The sequence below is a fragment of the Lysinibacillus sp. FSL P2-0066 genome, assembly GCF_037969495.1.
Classification (GTDB): Bacteria; Bacillota; Bacilli; order Bacillales_A; family Planococcaceae; genus Lysinibacillus; species Lysinibacillus boronitolerans.
On record NZ_CP150202.1, the window covers coordinates 2,852,980 to 2,869,553 of the forward strand.

Annotated in this window: 18 protein-coding genes; 7 read left to right on the forward strand and 11 right to left on the reverse strand. The window is 37.7% G+C overall.

The window, feature by feature from the left end; genetic code table 11:
• Positions 1-2: 2 nt before the first annotated feature.
• The 6 genes from MKZ14_RS14265 to MKZ14_RS14290 form a co-directional block, all read right to left on the reverse strand.
• Entirely contained in the window at positions 3-875 is an 873-nt protein-coding gene (locus MKZ14_RS14265; protein ID WP_312124284.1) for a hypothetical protein, read from the reverse strand.
• 177 nt (positions 876-1,052) lie between these two features.
• Complete coding sequence (gene phoU / locus MKZ14_RS14270; protein ID WP_036076190.1) at positions 1,053-1,712, reverse strand: phosphate signaling complex protein PhoU; 660 nt, start codon at positions 1,710-1,712, stop codon at positions 1,053-1,055.
• Positions 1,713-1,724: 12 nt separating this feature from the next.
• A complete protein-coding gene (gene pstB, locus MKZ14_RS14275; RefSeq protein ID WP_036076191.1) occupies positions 1,725-2,558 on the reverse strand; it encodes a phosphate ABC transporter ATP-binding protein PstB in 834 nt (277 codons plus the stop codon).
• 12 nt (positions 2,559-2,570) lie between these two features.
• Positions 2,571-3,449 (reverse strand): phosphate ABC transporter permease PstA, encoded by an 879-nt coding sequence (pstA, locus tag MKZ14_RS14280; RefSeq protein WP_016992372.1) that lies wholly within the window; start codon positions 3,447-3,449, stop codon positions 2,571-2,573.
• A gap of 1 nt (position 3,450) precedes the next feature.
• Complete coding sequence (gene pstC / locus MKZ14_RS14285; protein WP_339280159.1) at positions 3,451-4,398, reverse strand: phosphate ABC transporter permease subunit PstC; 948 nt, start codon at positions 4,396-4,398, stop codon at positions 3,451-3,453.
• A gap of 64 nt (positions 4,399-4,462) precedes the next feature.
• Positions 4,463-5,437: a PstS family phosphate ABC transporter substrate-binding protein gene (locus tag MKZ14_RS14290; RefSeq protein ID WP_036076192.1), complete on the reverse strand. Its 975-nt coding sequence runs from the start codon at positions 5,435-5,437 to the stop codon at positions 4,463-4,465.
• Positions 5,438-5,680: 243 nt separating this feature from the next.
• On the opposite strand from MKZ14_RS14290, the gene MKZ14_RS14295 reads away from it, so the two are divergent.
• The gene (locus MKZ14_RS14295) at positions 5,681-5,872 is read left to right on the forward strand and encodes a hypothetical protein (RefSeq protein WP_131520597.1); all 192 of its coding nucleotides are present in this window, start codon (positions 5,681-5,683) and stop codon (positions 5,870-5,872) included.
• 404 nt (positions 5,873-6,276) lie between these two features.
• On the opposite strand, the gene MKZ14_RS14300 is transcribed toward MKZ14_RS14295, so the two are convergent.
• From MKZ14_RS14300 to MKZ14_RS14315, 4 genes are all read right to left on the reverse strand, one after another.
• The gene (locus MKZ14_RS14300; RefSeq protein ID WP_036076194.1) at positions 6,277-8,481 is read right to left on the reverse strand and encodes a penicillin-binding protein 2; all 2,205 of its coding nucleotides are present in this window, start codon (positions 8,479-8,481) and stop codon (positions 6,277-6,279) included.
• A gap of 280 nt (positions 8,482-8,761) precedes the next feature.
• Complete coding sequence (locus MKZ14_RS14305; protein WP_016995356.1) at positions 8,762-9,367, reverse strand: superoxide dismutase; 606 nt, start codon at positions 9,365-9,367, stop codon at positions 8,762-8,764.
• A gap of 175 nt (positions 9,368-9,542) precedes the next feature.
• Positions 9,543-10,022, reverse strand: a complete 480-nt coding sequence (locus MKZ14_RS14310) for a DUF456 domain-containing protein (protein ID WP_016995357.1) — start codon at positions 10,020-10,022, stop codon at positions 9,543-9,545.
• 62 nt (positions 10,023-10,084) lie between these two features.
• Positions 10,085-11,716, reverse strand: a complete 1,632-nt coding sequence (locus MKZ14_RS14315; protein ID WP_333005822.1) for a Na/Pi cotransporter family protein — start codon at positions 11,714-11,716, stop codon at positions 10,085-10,087.
• Between the two features lie 191 nt (positions 11,717-11,907).
• Between MKZ14_RS14315 and MKZ14_RS14320 the strand changes: the two genes are divergently transcribed.
• The 4 genes from MKZ14_RS14320 (at position 11,908) to MKZ14_RS14335 (ending at position 14,620) form a co-directional block, all read left to right on the forward strand.
• The gene (locus MKZ14_RS14320) at positions 11,908-12,426 is read left to right on the forward strand and encodes a DUF1189 family protein (RefSeq protein ID WP_036076196.1); all 519 of its coding nucleotides are present in this window, start codon (positions 11,908-11,910) and stop codon (positions 12,424-12,426) included.
• A gap of 52 nt (positions 12,427-12,478) precedes the next feature.
• Positions 12,479-12,823 carry a hypothetical protein gene (locus MKZ14_RS14325; protein WP_016993487.1) on the forward strand — a complete coding sequence of 115 codons (345 nt, stop codon included), beginning with the start codon at positions 12,479-12,481 and terminating at the stop codon, positions 12,821-12,823.
• Between the two features lie 96 nt (positions 12,824-12,919).
• On the forward strand, positions 12,920-14,035 hold the full coding sequence (gene ispG / locus MKZ14_RS14330; protein ID WP_339280160.1) for a flavodoxin-dependent (E)-4-hydroxy-3-methylbut-2-enyl-diphosphate synthase: 1,116 nt from the start codon (positions 12,920-12,922) through the stop codon (positions 14,033-14,035).
• A 12-nt stretch (positions 14,036-14,047) separates the two neighbouring features.
• Positions 14,048-14,620, forward strand: coding sequence for a nucleotidase (locus MKZ14_RS14335; RefSeq protein WP_016993488.1), 573 nt, complete (start codon positions 14,048-14,050; stop codon positions 14,618-14,620).
• A 576-nt stretch (positions 14,621-15,196) separates the two neighbouring features.
• Here the strand turns inward: MKZ14_RS14335 and MKZ14_RS14340 are convergent.
• Positions 15,197-15,328: a hypothetical protein gene (locus MKZ14_RS14340; RefSeq protein WP_016993490.1), complete on the reverse strand. Its 132-nt coding sequence runs from the start codon at positions 15,326-15,328 to the stop codon at positions 15,197-15,199.
• A 195-nt stretch (positions 15,329-15,523) separates the two neighbouring features.
• Between MKZ14_RS14340 and MKZ14_RS14345 the strand changes: the two genes are divergently transcribed.
• Both MKZ14_RS14345 and MKZ14_RS14350 read left to right on the forward strand, forming a co-directional pair.
• Entirely contained in the window at positions 15,524-16,009 is a 486-nt protein-coding gene (locus MKZ14_RS14345) for a hypothetical protein (RefSeq protein WP_238542867.1), read from the forward strand.
• Positions 16,010-16,183: 174 nt separating this feature from the next.
• On the forward strand, positions 16,184-16,567 hold the full coding sequence (locus tag MKZ14_RS14350; RefSeq protein WP_081977454.1) for a MerR family transcriptional regulator: 384 nt from the start codon (positions 16,184-16,186) through the stop codon (positions 16,565-16,567).
• Positions 16,568-16,574 lie beyond the last annotated feature (7 nt).

The window sequence follows — 16,574 nt, forward strand, 5'->3', positions numbered from 1 at the left end:
TGTTATTGTATGGCATCATCTGCAAAAAAAGCCTTGCTAGCAAACCAAAATTGCTGTTTATTAAAATTATGTTCATGCATGGCAATCACCGAAAATTCAGCATGATATTTTTGCTTCATTTCCTTTAGCATACTTTTAGCTTGCTTGCTAACGAGATGCTGCCCATCAATAGGTGTTCCTTCTGTAAAAATAATGACATCTGCCTCTGTGCCTAGTTGATTTTCCTGTAACAATGCTTTCACAAACTGTAAAACAGGTAAAATGGCTGCCTCTCCCTTTGCCTTATATTCGATAAAACTTTTAAAATCTGCTAAATTTAAATGACCATTTTCAAAGCGGTAGTGGACATGAATTTGTCGATCATACGGTACGATATATAAATCACGGCCTTCTCGATGTGCACTCATAAATAACGCTAAAATCATACTTTTACAAATCTCAGAATAAGCAGCCATGCCTGTCGTTTGTTCTAAACAAATAATCATCGGACCAGGGTCTTGTTGATAATCATGAAAGGGTACATAGTAAATATTTCCGCTTTTTGTTGTCTGTTGCTTGAGCTTTTGACGTCTGAGCTCTGACCATTTTCGTTCATAGTACTGGCGTTGCTCTTTGCCGTTTGCTAGGCGTTCAGCCTGCTCAATTGCAGGGATATTCTCTTGGATTTCATGCATTATATCTGTCAATTCTAGAGCAAATGCTGCCATATTTCGTAATGGCTCACTCTTGAAAAAATAATCGATAAAATAATGTTGTTCCCCTTCACTTAACTCCTCTATATGCAGGTTTTCATAGAGAAAACGTAAATAGTCAAGTTGTTCTATTGTCAACTGCTTGTCAAATTGCTTGATGAGGGTTTCCATTGCATCATTCATATAGCAGCACCTCCTAAGCACCACATTTTTTGGATAATGTCTATAGTATAACCAAATTTTTTTTTTGACAATACAAAAACGCTCGCTATAAAGACGCTACAACAAAAGACAATGTTGCTCCTTCAGAGAATATTTTTATGCAAATGAAAAAAAGAGCTAAAAAACAGCTCTTCTCTCTTAATTATTTAACTCATAATGTTTGCCTTTTACTAAGTAAAATAGATGCTCTGCAATATTTGTTGCATGATCAGCAGAACGTTCTAAATAGCGGCAAATAAATGTTAGGTGCGTAATCTGTGAAATATGGGATGGGTTTTCTACCCCTGCACGAAGTAAAAGTGTAATCGTTGCCCCGTATAAATCGTCCACATAATCATCTAATTCTGCAATCTCTTTAGCGCGTACCGTATCTTCCTCAGTAAAGGCCTTCATGATACTTTCTAGCATTTCTACTGTTTTATTGCACATGGTTTGGAGATTCGTTATAGGAAAAATCATCGGTTCTTTGCCAATTCGAATTGCTTCTTTAGCTATATTAACCGCATAGTCGCCTACTCTTTCCATATCCGATGCTGCCTTTACAAGAACCATGAGACGGCGTAAATCCGTTGCTACTGGTTGTTGCTTGGCAATCATTAGGATTACATGGTCATTAATTTCTTCTTCAAGCCGATTAATGATTAAATCGTCTTCTAAAATTTTTAAGGCCTTTTCTAAATCCTGCTCCACCAATGCTTCAAACGCTGTTTTTAAAGCTATGATACTACTGTTGGCAATTGCAAGAAATTGTCCCTGTACCTCTTTTAACTCTTGTTCAAAACGTTCACGTACGATCATTCATTGCCCTCCTTAGCCGAAACGTCCTGAAATATAGTCTTCTGTACGTTGATCTGCTGGTGTTTGGAAAATAACATCCGTTTTATCGTACTCGACAACCTCTCCACTTAGGAAGAATGCTGTACGATCAGAAATACGTGCCGCTTGCTGCATATTATGTGTCACAATGACAATGGAATAATCCTTTTTCAGCTCTTGTACAAGCTCTTCCACTTTCAACGTAGAAATCGGGTCTAAGGCAGATGTTGGCTCATCCATTAAGATGACATCAGGCTCAATCGCTAAGCAGCGTGCAATACAAATACGTTGTTGCTGACCACCTGATAATCCGTAGGCATTTTGATTCAAACGATCTTTTACCTCATCCCAAATGGCTGCCCCTCTTAGTGATTTCTCCACAATTTCATCTAGAATTTTTTTATTTTTAATGCCATGAATTCTTGGTCCATAGGCAATGTTATCATAAATAGATTTTGGGAATGGGTTTGGCTTTTGGAACACCATTCCCACACGTGTTCTTAATTCCTCTACCGTATAGTTTTTATCTAAAATATTACGCTCACGATATAAAATTTCTCCTGATGTACGAACAATTGGTACAAGTTCAACCATGCGGTTTAATGTTTTTAGATACGTAGATTTCCCACAGCCAGATGGCCCAATAATCGCCGTTACTTCATTTTCATAGATGCTTAAATTAACATCTTTTAAGCCATGGTGATCACCATACCATAGGTTTAAATTTCGTGTATCGTAGACAATATTTTTCGCCACATCTGTTATAGACTTCGTCGTTGCTTGATTCCTTTTGACAATTGTTTTTTCCTCTTTAAAATCTAGTACCATAAGGTCACCTCATTAATAACGTTTTTGGAATTTATTTCGAATATATATGGCAATAGAATTCATCAATAACAGCACTGTCATAAGCACTAAAATACCTGCTGCTGCTACATACTGAAAGGCTTCTTGTGGTCGTTTTGCCCAATCATAGATTTGCATCGGTAGTGCTGTAAATTGACTCAATAAACCATTCGGTAAAAACTGCAGGATAACTGGAATTCCGATTACAACTAGTGGAGCTGTTTCTCCGATGGCACGAGACAAGGCTAAAATACTTCCTGTTAAAATACCTGGAATTGCTGCTGGTAAGACAACACGCAAAATCGTTTGCCATTTCGTTGCACCCATGCCATACGAAGCTTCACGTTGTTCATTTGGCACTGCACGAATGGCCTCTTGAGCCGCTACAATGATAACAGGTAAAATTAACAAACTCATTGTAAAACCAGCTGCTAAAATACTTTTTCCTAGACCCATCATACGTACGAAAATTGTTAATCCAAGTAATCCAAAAACAATGGAAGGAACACCTGCTAGATTCGATATATTCATACGAATAAAGTCATTGATTTTATTTTTCTTTGCATACTCTTCTAAATAAATCGCAGTACCTACACCTAAAATAATCGATACGGGTGCCACAACTGCCATTAACCAAAGCGAACCGATTAAAGCAGCTTTGATACCTGCCTTATCCGCAAATCGTGATGCAAAATTCGTCAAAAAATCGATGTTTAAGTAATCAATTCCCTGTGTCACAATGCGGTACAGTAAAACAGCTAGAGTAACAAGTGCAAATGTAGTAGCTAAGAAAAATAGGGTTTTCCAAACTTTATTTGCTGTAATACGCTTTGTCATTCGTTTCATGACGACCGTGTCATCCATATAGCGCATGCTAGTAAACCTCCCTGAAGCGTTTCGAAATATAATGAGCAAGTAAATTCATTACTAGTGTAAAGATAAATAGTGTGAATCCTACTGAATAAATAGAGTAATAAATAGTTGTACCATAGCCCGCATCACCAGTTGAAACCTGTACAATGTATGCAGTCATTGTTTGAATAGAGTCTGTCACACTGAGGTCAAATTTCGGTGTCGAACCACCTGCTAGTGATACAATCATTGTTTCTCCAATTGCCCGGGAAATAGCTAACACAACAGAAGCCACAATCCCTGAAAGTGCAGCGGGTAGTACTACTTTGATTGCTACCTCAAATTTCGTCGCACCTAGAGCTAAAGCTCCTTCACGCATACTATTTGGTACTGATGACATGGCATCTTCTGAAAGAGATGTAATCATTGGTAAAATCATAATTCCTACAACAATACCAGGACTTAAAGCATTAAATAGTTTGAGTCCAGGTACAATTTCTTGTAAAACTGGTGTGACAAATGTTAAGGCAAAGAAGCCATAAACAATTGTTGGCACACCTGCTAATACCTCTAAAATTGGTTTCACTATACGTCTTGTCTTCTCACTTGCATATTCACTTAAATAGATAGCTGAAGCTATTCCAAATGGTACAGCTACTACAACTGCAATAAGTGTCACTTTTAATGTACCAGCGATTAATGGCAATATCCCAAACAACGGTTCGTTACCTGAAAATGGTAACCATTTTGTACCGAAAAGGAAATCCGTAATCGACACACGTTTAAAGAATTCAAACGTTTCAAAAATAAGGGTGAAAACAATGCCAAATGTTGTTAATATCGAAATAATTGCTGCAGAAAATAATAGAGCTGGCATGGCTTTTTCCACTATTTTCTTCGTTTTTTGATTGCGCGAATTTGCAATTAATTGCTGCACAGATGATGTCTTATCTTCCTTTTGAGAAACCATTGGGAGCTCCTTTCAAATAAGTGAGGGAAAGAGCATACATCTCTTTCCCTCTATGCATGTCTTCTTATTTTAAGCCTTCTAAAGTTTTTAAGCCTTCAGTATATTTTTCTTCAGGTAAACGAACATAGCCAACTGCTTCAGCCATATCACCTGCGTTTTCAAGTGTAAATTTAATGAAGTCGTATGCTGCCTCATTGTCCTTCATCGCACTATTTTTCACGTATGTGAATAGTGGACGTGAAAGTGGTTTATATTCGCCACCTTCAATTGTTTCACTTGTTGGCTCTACGCCATTTATTTTTACAATATTTAATTTATCTTTATTTTCAAGGTAGTAAGCATAACCGAAGAAACCGATAGCGTTTTTATCACCAGCCACACCTTGCACTAGCATATTATCATCCTCTGATAATGTTGCTGAGCTTACTAGATCTGCTCCATCTAAAATCACTTCATCAAAGTAGTCGTATGTGCCTGAATCAGTACCTGGTGAATAGTAAACGATTTTTTCATCTGGCCAAGATGGATCAATATCAGACCATTTTTTCTCTTTCCCATCTTCAATCCAAATTTTTTGTAGTTGTTCTACAGTTAAATCCTTCGCCCAATCATTTTCTGGATTCACTACTACTGATAATCCGTCATATGCTAAAGCTAACTCTGTAAAATCAATGCCCGCTTCTTCTAATTTCTTTTTCTCTTCATCTTTTATATTACGAGATGCATTTGAAAAGTCTGTTTCACCTGCGATGAATTTTTCAAAACCACCACCAGTACCAGAAACCCCCACTGATACTTTGACATCTGGTTGTGTACCTGCATACTCTTCAACAACTGCCTCAATGATTGGTGCTACTGTTGATGAGCCATCCCCAGCTACAGCCCCTTGTAGCTTTTCATCAGCAGCTTCTTGTCCTGAGCTTGCTGGTGCGTTCGTTTCTGCATTGTTTCCGTTTTGTGCAGAATCGCTACCACATGCACCTAGCATTAATGCAGAACCCATTACTGCTGTCATCGTTAAGTACTTCCACTTTTTCATCTCATTTGCCTCCGTCATGAACTGTTTTATAGTTATTTGTCTTACAATCTTTACTATAATGACTGAATGTTGAAGTCGTATAAACGGTTCGTAAAAGAGATGTAAAGGAATGTAATGCTTTGTAAACGATTGTAAAGATGCATTTACAATTGAAGAAACTTGCTTCCTATTAGAAAGGTGTTATAATAAGCAATTGTGTCAGGAAATATTTATTTTAATGATAAGGAGAGTTTGACCTTTGTCATGAAACATGCAAAAGTACAAAATGCTGATTATTTTAAAACATATTTATCATTAGTAATGGAACATCGGGACTACACACTTCAAGAGGCGATTGATTTTATGCTAGCTTCTTATTTCTATAACAATATAGAACTTTATGGGGTAAAACCAAGAGAGCAATTTGAATTAGCCATTCAGCAATTATCCGCATAAAGGCACTAAATATTTTAAAGGGGCGTTTTGCTATGCAAACGCCCCTTTCACTACGTAGTACAGTTTAAATTTCGCAACTGACTGATTGAGTTCATCAATTTTGACAAGTTCCTTTGAATTATGCACAATGTCTTTCCCGCTACATTTAAAGATTCTTCAATACACTGAAGAACGATAAGTCGACCATGCTATCAATATAGAAATAATGAACACTACTAAAAAAGTAGAGCGTCATCTTTTTCTGTATACGCCCCGCATCTCAGCAACCCTTGTTGTTTTTATAGTTAATGAATTAGCCCATCATTTAAAATTAATGATTCGTCTTGAAAAGGTTAAAATAAAAACAGATTTGGAAAATAAATTTTCCAAATCTGTTTTTTGTATTAGAGCATACCCCATGCCCTTTATTCCTGTTCATCCTCACCAATTTTTTCTTCTGTAATCGCTGGTAAAATTGGCTGTTTTACATTACTATCTGTCACTTTTTCAGCTTGATATTTGGCTTTTAATTCAAAGTATTTATCTAAAGAACGTCTAGCGATGACATTATTTTGATAGTAGTGTGGAGCTAAATTTGTATTAACCCATGGGATCACAACTGCATAGGCAATTTCAGGATTTTCATATGGTGCAAAACCAACATGCGTTAAGTTAATCGTGTTTGTACCAAAGTATTCACGTAGTGGACCGTAGTATACTACCTCTGCAGTACCAGTTTTCCCAGCAGCTGTATATGGAGTATCCGCAAATTGAGCTCTTGCTGTACCTTGATTACCAGTATATACTCGACGCAATCCTTTTTTTACATAATCGATTTCCTCTTTTGGATTATCAATTTGATTTAAAATAGTTGGTCCTACTTCTGTCACTAATTGGCCTAATTGTTTGCCATCCTGCGATGGGTCACGAACCTCTTTTACAACATGTGGCTGAATACGATAGCCACCATTGGCAACTGTTGAAATATATTGCGCAAGTTGAAGTGGTGTATACGTATCATACTGACCAATCGCCAAGTCAAGTGTTTTACCACCCATTGTTGGACCTGATGGACCACGCACTCCGCTAAATTCATTTGGTAAATCAATGCCTGTTTTCACACCTAAACCAAATTGCGCATAATTATTACGCATTTTTGAGAACGTATCGTCCTTTAAGCGTAATGGCATACCATAACTATAAGGTGTTCCATTAAGCAGCAACGCAATTTTAAACATATAGGAGTTGGAAGAACGTTCTAATGCCAACAAGTCATTCATCGGGATATATCCACCCCTGTTAAAAATAGACGTTTTCGGATCCGTGCCAGCTAATATAATCGGCTCATCTCCCATTGAAGTACCCATCGAAATTACACCTTGATTGTAACCCGTAAGAACTGTCGCTGCTTTAACGGATGAACCTGCTTCATAAGCCGTTGTAAATGACCCATAAGCATAGTCAACGATCATATTTTTTCCTGTGTCAGGATCTTTTTCTATTTTCTTACCAACCATAGATAAGATGTCCCCAGTATTCGGGTCCATCATAATTAAAAAGGCGCGATCTAATAAATACGATCCAGGAAGTGCCTTTAAATTAAGCAGTTCTTCTTCTACAATCTTATCCGTTGCAGCTTGCAACTCACTATCCAATGATAGGATTAAGTCTTTACCCGGCTCCCCTTCATAGGTTGTTACTGTGTCGACTACCTGGCCTTTTTTATTGGTAATGTTTTTAACAACGGTTTTTTGACCTTGTAGTAATTCTTCATATTGTGCTTCAATGTAACTTTCTCCTACACGGTCATTACGCGAGTAGTCACGTGCTAAATAATAATTGAGCTTCTCTTTCGGTATCCCTTTTGTTGGAACCGTTGTACGTCCAAGAATAGATAAAGATGATAATTTGACACGTTTCCAGTCTGTTGTTGTGTTAACACCTGGTAGTTCAGTTAAACGCTCAGATACACGTGCAAATTCATCTGCTGATACATTCTCACTTTTAATGATTTGAGGAGATAGATTATAGCCAGATACCATTTCACGATAAATCGCTAATACCTCTAAATCTGCCTCTGTTAATTGTAAAAGTTCATCATTTGTTATACGTTCGCGTACCAGTTTATCAATCTCTGCATTGATTTGGCTTGTTGTAATATTTTCTTGTGCTCGGATTTTATCCTCTTCTGCCTTGGTAATTTTTGCATAGGCAGCATCGTGATTTTGTAGTATCCAAAAATCCTGTTTATCACGCAATGTGACACGCTTTGTTGGCTGTTCAATTAATTGTGCCAGCTTTTTCGCGATATCAAGCATTTCCTCTGTTGTGGTTGTTTGCATTTTCGTATACGTAATGGCATTCTCTGGGTGATTATCTACTAAAATACGCCCGTATCGATCATACATACGTCCCCTTGGCACACTTGTATTAACAGGTACCTCTTCTTTACGTTCTAAATCACGTACATAATCTTCCCCTTTGACGATCTGCATATAGCCAAGTCTAAAAATTAACATTGAAAATACGATAAATATTGCAAAGAAAAGGATATTCATACGAAATGTTAAATTAGAATGATGTTTTGCTTTAACACTCGCCGCGCGATTTTTCCCGGGTGCTTTGCGCATATGTATTCCCCTCCTCATCTTCTGATCATTTCAATACACGATACCTAGTATACCATTCGACGGTATGACAGAAAAGCACGCACTTACGATTTCTTATGTAAAACATCATTTATTTGACGGTACTTTATGTAGAAAGGTTGCCCTATTTTATGCTCTCCATATATTTCGGCTTCTCTATCCATAAATCTCTAGCTCACATCCCTTAATTTGCTGTTTTATCCAATAAAAAAAGGCTATGCCTCCGTGATTGCTCACTTTAGGCATAGCCAAGTATTCGTTATTATTTTGCAGCTTGGAATTTAGCTTCTACTACATCCCAGTTTACTACGTTCCAGAATGCACCGATGTAATCTGGACGACGGTTTTGATAGTTTAGGTAGTATGCATGTTCCCATACATCTAAGCCTAAAACTGGTGTTTTGCCTTCCATTACTGGAGAGTCTTGGTTTGGAGTAGACGTAACAGCAACTGAGTCACCATCAACGATTAACCAAGCCCAACCTGAACCGAAGCGAGTTGTAGCAGCTTTAGCAAATTCTTCTTTGAAAGCATCGAAAGAACCGAATTTAGCATCGATTGCTTTTGCTACTTCACCAACAGGTGTATTTGAACCGCCTGGAGCGATTACTTCCCAGAATAATGTATGGTTAGCATGTCCGCCACCGTTGTTGCGTACAGCAGTTTGTTTGTCAGCTGGAAGAGCATCTAGGTTTGCGATTAAGTCGTTGATGTCTTTTTCTGCAAACTCAGTACCTTCTACTGCTGCGTTTAAGTTTGTTACATAAGTATTGTGGTGTTTAGAATGGTGAATTTCCATTGTTTTTGCATCGATATGTGGTTCTAATGCGTCATAAGCGTAAGTTAATTGTGGTAATTCGTAAGCCATTGTTAAGTTCCTCCCTAAAATAAGAAATAATTAGTACATCCTTAGATTATCAAAATTGGTCAAACCATTCAACGAAAAATACTTCAATTTGAAGATTTCAGCCTTTTGACCGAAATACCGATACGTTTACTATCTTACCCCTTCATCCCTCACACTAAACCTTAAAAATGAGACATTAAATGGCGATAAAAAATACAATAATCATCACGATTTGAATTACAGCCTTTGCAATAGTAGAAGTTAAAAAGCCTACTAATGAGCCAACGCCACTTTTCACAGCCTCACTAAATGTTCGCTTCTCTACAATTAATTCAGCGATCACTGCCCCTAAAAATGGGCCAATTAAAATCCCAGCCACAGGGATGACAAATGGACCGAATAATAAGCCAATGGTACTTCCCCACATTCCTGCGGTGGAGCCACCAAATTTTTTTATACCAAATGCATTTGCCAGTGTGTCCGCACCAAATAACAGCACGACAAATAATATTTCAATAATCCAGAACCACCAGCTTAACTCTGCGAATGAGAAAAATAAGCCATAGAGCAAAAATCCACCAACTAAAAACAGTACACCAGGAATGATTGGATACACTAAACCAACAAATGAAATAATAAAGCAGGCAATCACTAAGATCCAGCCAACAACTTCCATAAAGTTTCTCTCCTTTTAACGTGCATTGCCTTTCATACGGAATAACAAAGTGAAAAGTTTCATTAATGACGAATACCTAAAATAGAATCTGCAATATTTACTGCATGGTCTCCTATCCGTTCTAGGTTGCTCACAATATCCATATAAACAATCCCAGCAGCCCCACTACACTCATTCGTATTTAATCGTGCAATATGCTTTTGACGTAGTTTATCTTCCATATCATCAATCAGGCTTTCTAGCTCTGTTACTTCTTGAGCTAAGCTTAAACTTGCCGTATCTAATGCTTCTATACTTTTACGTACTGCCTCAATGGCTAAACTAAACATCCCTATCAAGTCCTGTCGCGCTGATTTACTTAAGCTAACCTCGTGGTGATCCTTATACTGTAAAAGCTCTAATATATTTTCAAAATGATCTCCAATTCGTTCAAAGTCTCTTACATTTGTTAATAAAGTATGATGTCTTACTGAGTCTGCACGAGAAAGAGGCTGCTTAGACACCATTACTAAGTAATCAGTAATTTCATTGTCTAGATGATTAAGCCCGACTTCTAGCTGTAGCACCGTTGGAATATGCTGTGCCTCTCCAGATTTCATATATAAAAACGTTTCTTCCAACCCACGCAATGCATGTTCACCCATGCGTAATACTTCTTCTTTAGCTTGCCCCAGCGCAATGGCAGGAGAGGAATCAATGAATGATGGATCTAAATGCTTTGTTGTTACATTGATATTGCCATCATGTCCTGGAAGTAGCTTTGTAACCAATGCTGCGAGTCCAGCAATAAAGGGTAGTTGGATCATCATATTAAATACATTGAATGAGCCATGAGCAATGGCTATTTGCATGCGAGGCTCCAAATGAAATACGCCACTGATCCACTGTACATATTGCATAAACGGTGTAAACAATAACATGAAAATAATCGTCCCAATCACATTAAATAGTACATGAGCCGCTGCTGCTCGCTTAGCGTAAATAGAAGCTCCAAGAGAAGCTAAAACAGCTGTAATGGTCGTGCCAATATTTTCACCAAACAAAATCGGTAAGGCACTATTTAAACCAATTAACTGTTCTGCATATAAACCTTGCAGCACCCCCACTGTTGCAGTAGAGCTTTGTACAAGTAAGGTGAAAATGGTTCCTAAAAATATGCCTAATATCGGCTGATTACTTAAATGAAGCGTTAACGATGCAAAATCTGCAAGCTGATGTAATGCCTGCATACTAGCACTCATCAACTCTAGCCCTAAAAATAAGCCACCAAAGCCAAATAGAATCTGACCAATATGTTGATACGTTGCTTTCTTTAAGAAAAATAAACAGGCCGCACCAATTGCCAATAAAGGGTAAAAGTAGAGTCCAATATTAATACCAATAATAAATGCTGTAATAGTTGTACCGATATTTGCCCCCATAATGACGCCGATTGCTTGACGCAATGTTAAAAAGCCAGCACTCACTAACCCTACAGTGATGACTGTTGTGGCAGAACTTGATTGTATGCAAATCGTTACAAATATACCTACCAGGACACCCATAATTGGGTTTGTGGTAAAGCGATTTAACCATTCGCGTAGCCGATCATCCGCTGACTTTTGAAGCCCATCCCCCATGAATTTAATGGAAAATAAAAAGACCCCTAACCCACCTAAAAACTGAAAGAGAATGCTTTGCCAATCTATTGTCAATTGTTTTCGCTCCAATTCCTACATCTCTACTACTGTTCTAATCATTAAATGATTCCAAACAAAAAGTAAAGAAATCCTTTAACTTCTTTACATAATGTTAACATTTTAACATCACGACCCTCCTCATTTATACTTCTTTCATATCTTGTCCTCTTTGAACATGTTAAAATATCGATTGGAGGAGATATAGCATGAAACACTCACAGCTTTTTATTGATAGTCTTATACATCCTAAAAAACTAGCAGCCTATCGTTTGTTACCTATTGGAAAGGTTATTCAATATACTTTTCTACTGATTACCATTGTGTCCGTATTCTCTTTAGGTCGTTTTGCAGCAGGTATGTCAGTTGATACATTTGATATGGATAGTTTAACTGGTTTAACTGATTACATAGAGGGCATTAAATGGCTCTTGTACCCTTTCACTTTCCTAATGCTTTTCGTTGTGACAACAATGCTTATTTTTGCACAAATTGCCCTTTATGCTTTAGCAGGTTTATTTATCTTGAAAGCGATGAAGCGTCGTGGTGAATATCGCCACATTTGGAGAACAACTACCTTTGCTATCACTTGGGCTACGTTACTTTCGATGCTAGCAGACTATTTGCCCGTTAACAGTACTGTTATCACTGTACTATCTTTATTTTTAACCATTACTCTATTAATTGTGGCCTTTACAAAATATCCAAAACAACCAAATATAAAATAATGTGCATGAATCCCCTCTCTTCTCAATATAGTGTAGAAAAGGAGGGGATTTTTTGCGAGCATTCATTTTAACTACGATCATCATCGTAATTGCCTTTGTCGTCAAAGTAGATTTAACAGAAGGGTCCATCCCACTTGCGGCTTTATCCACAAAGAGCTCAGAAAACGGACTTTGTGAAAAACAGCGTGAGCCAAATTATATTACCGTACAAACGATTGAAGGAGATACCATTCATAGTTTATTTGCCCTACACCCTGCTAAAGTTCCCATGACCTTTCCAGAACGCTTACAACTTTTTTACAACTTAAACCCACACTTACAATTACAAGCACTAGTTCCAGGTGAAAATATCAAGCTTCCTCTCTCATTTGAACTTGAAAACAAATGCGGAAAATGAAAAGTTAGCGTTTCTTCCTTGTCCTTATTTTCTTACACTGCTAAAATAAATGACAGTGACGGCTGAAAATAGAGGCCCGAAAAGGAGAGAAAGTTAATGAGTGAAATTTGTCACCGTTCAAATACACGCCCTGTGCGTGTCGGTAACTTAACAATTGGTGGTAGTAATGAATTATTCATTCAAAGTATGTGTACAACCAAAACACATGATGTAGAAGCAACAGTTGCAGAAATTCTTCGTCTTGAGGAAGCGGGCTGTCAAATTGTTCGTGTTGCTGTACCAGATGAACGCGCAGCGGACGCGATTGCCGAAATCAAAAAACGTATTCATATTCCATTAGTAGCTGATATTCATTTTGATTATAGATTAGCATTAAAAGCCATTGAAAATGGTATTGATAAAGTACGTATTAATCCAGGTAATATTGGTCGTAAAGAAAAAGTGGAAGCTGTTGTTAATGCAGCCAAAGCGAAAGGTATACCAATTCGTATTGGTGTAAATGCCGGTTCATTAGAGCGTCATATTTTAGAAAAATACGGCTATCCTACAGCTGATGGGATGGTAGAATCTGCTCTACACCATATTAAGATTTTGGAAGACTTGGACTTCCACGATATTATCGTGTCAATGAAGGCATCTGACGTTAATCTTGCCATTGAAGCCTATGAAAAAGCGGCCAAAGCCTTTAATTATCCGCTCCATTTAGGGATTACAGAATCAGGGACATTATTTGCTGGTACTGTAAAATCAGCAGCAGGTCTTGGAGCTATCCTCTCAAAAGGTATTGGAAACACATTACGTATCTCCCTTTCTGCTGACCCTGTAGAGGAGATTAAAGTAGCACGAGAACTATTAAAATCCTTTGGTCTAGCTTCTAATATGGCCACACTGATTTCTTGCCCAACATGTGGACGCATTGAAATTGATTTGATTTCTATCGCCAATGAAGTAGAAGAATATATTTCAAAATTAAATGTACCGTTAAAAGTAGCTGTTCTAGGCTGTGCAGTAAACGGTCCTGGAGAAGCACGTGAGGCTGATATCGGGATTGCTGGTGCTCGTGGTGAAGGATTGTTATTTATGAAGGGGAGAACAGTTCGTAAAGTGCCAGAAGAAACAATGGTGGAAGAACTGAAGAAAGAAATTGATAAATTAGCAGCAGAAATGGAAGAAAAACGTGCAGCGGAAGAAGCTCAAAAAGCGAATGCCTAAGGAGGTGCTAGCATGAAAAAGCCCCGCTTTGGTATTGATATTGATGGGACTGTGACATGTCCAAGTACACTCATTCCACATATTAATAAACAATACAATGTAAATATTACACTGGATGATGTTTGTGAATATGATTTCTTATCTGCTTTTCCACACCCTATTGACCGAAGTGCCTTTAATACTTGGTTTAAGGAAAATGAACCTTACATGTACGAGGTCTCTGAGGTCGCAAAAGATGCAAAAAATATTCTAACCGCTTGGAAAAATAATTTTGAGCTGTATTATATTTCTGCACGAGGTGAAAATGTAGCAGACATCACAGTCAATTGGTTTAAATCGCAAGCTATACCGTACGACCATATCGAGCTTCTCGGCAGCCATGATAAACTAGCCGCTGCAAAAAAACATCATGTAGAAGCTTTTTTTGAGGATAAGCATGATAATGCAGTGATGCTGGCAGAGGAGTTAAAAATACCTGTTGTGTTATTTGATACACCTTATAATCGGCTTGCCGTTCCTAATAATGTTGTAAGGGTCTATAACTGGCAGGAAGCAAATCAATTTATTACACAATTTTTTAAATAAGTAGAAGAGCTGTAGGCAAGGTTGGATGGAAACTTCACCTTACCTACAGCTCTTTTAATTTACTATTGAAATTTAGCTAGTGCTGCCTGTTAAGAGTCGGTCATAGCTGCTCATTGTGGGTCTTGCTATTGATGTTATGAACCGCGATGTTTCGCTGCTCCATCGTTGCCAATAGCTCCTCCGCTCCTGCTGAGGACTGTTCGCTCATAGCTGTCATGTCTCTACGGCTCGTACTACCTCTACTGTTTCCCTTTTGAATTAAATAAGAGGCAGTTGTCACTTTGTCACTTTGCCCTACAGTATCAACGATATGCTGTAAGATGGCATCGAGTGCTTGTTTATTAAATTTGAATCGTAGGTTTATCAGATGTCTTTGCCTGTTCCATTTTTGGAGCTGTTTCTATCGTTAAATTTTTTGTTTGGACAGTGCGAGAATTTTCTTCATATACTTCATCCCCTTTAGATAGAAAGTAATATCGCATCAGTCATCAAGAATAAAGTATCTAAACAAGGTTAATAAATGTCTTTTTTATAGATAAAAACTCCTGTTTCCAGGAGTTTTTAAAGTCCAGCTCGCTATATGTCAAGTATGCCTCGTAGCCAACGCTCCACAAAGTTTTCAAACGTAATGCCATAATTATCATAAACAGCATGATATACAAAATATGTTCCTAATCGATCAAGCATTTCATCATTAATTTTCACCACAAACCGCTCCCCTTCTCTTAATATTTTACTAAATTTTCAGACTTCTATACTTCCCAAATGCCGAACAATCAAGTGGAGGTCGCATCGTTGCAAAACCGTCACAATCTGCCGCCTTCATGCCCTTTCTTCGTATTTTTCTTTTCGATAAGATAGTAATAACAACTTACTAGACTGGAGGGACTACTTGTGAAATGGATGACAAAGATTGCTTGTATCACATGCATCTGCGCGCTACTTTCTGGCTGTGGTGATCGATTATCCGAAATTAAAGATGCTGCTTCAGGCATCAATTCAGCTGCTAATTCCGCAGCAAGTGCAGTTAGCCGAGATGTCCATGCAATACGTGCTCTAGACATTAACTATAAAGATACGTCGTTTACGGTTAATGACCTATTTAAAACTATTTTACGTGACATACGCTGGGATTATGACCCTGAAAAAAATGAGCTACATGTGAGAGGTACTTGGCAGCCCCCACTATTTTCTGATCAGGCGTGGCGTGAAGACATGAAAGAAAAGCTTGCTGAATCAGGCTTTGTGACTATTACCTGTAAAATAATTGACGACAAAATTGATAGCGAGCAAACGAGCATAACACTTACATATAATGAAGAAATTCTCTTACAAAAAAATGGTGAGGAAGCACTCCATCACCTATATGATACTTATTTACTTCCATAAACCTAGGAACGTCTCTACCATTTAATTATGGCAGAAACGTTCTTTTTTTTGAAAAAATTCTTATCATTTCGAAATATCAAAGGCTATCATTTGAATAAACTAAAACCATCACGTTATAATCAAAGTATCACGTGATGGTTTGGAGGTGTTTGCATTGGGACAGAAAAATTAAAAATTGGCGAGCTTGCAGAAAAAACAGGCATTACTAAACGAACAATCGATTACTATACAAATATTGGTTTGCTAGATGCAGAACGTTCTGCAGCAAATTATCGCTACTATGATCCAGCCATGATTAAACGGCTTCAATTTATTGAACAGCGCAAACAACAAGGGCTTTCACTAGTACAAATCCAACATGAGTTAAACATCACACCCTATGAAGAAATCGATGTACAGGTGCTTCGTTTAAAAATGCAAGATTTAGAGCATGATGTTACATCTCTGCTAGCACAAATGAACAAGCAAGATGATAAAAAAATTGAAACGATTAAGAAAAATGTTTCACCCGAAAGTATTGCATTAATGCAATCCTTATTATTACTCATTCATAATTAGGAGGTGA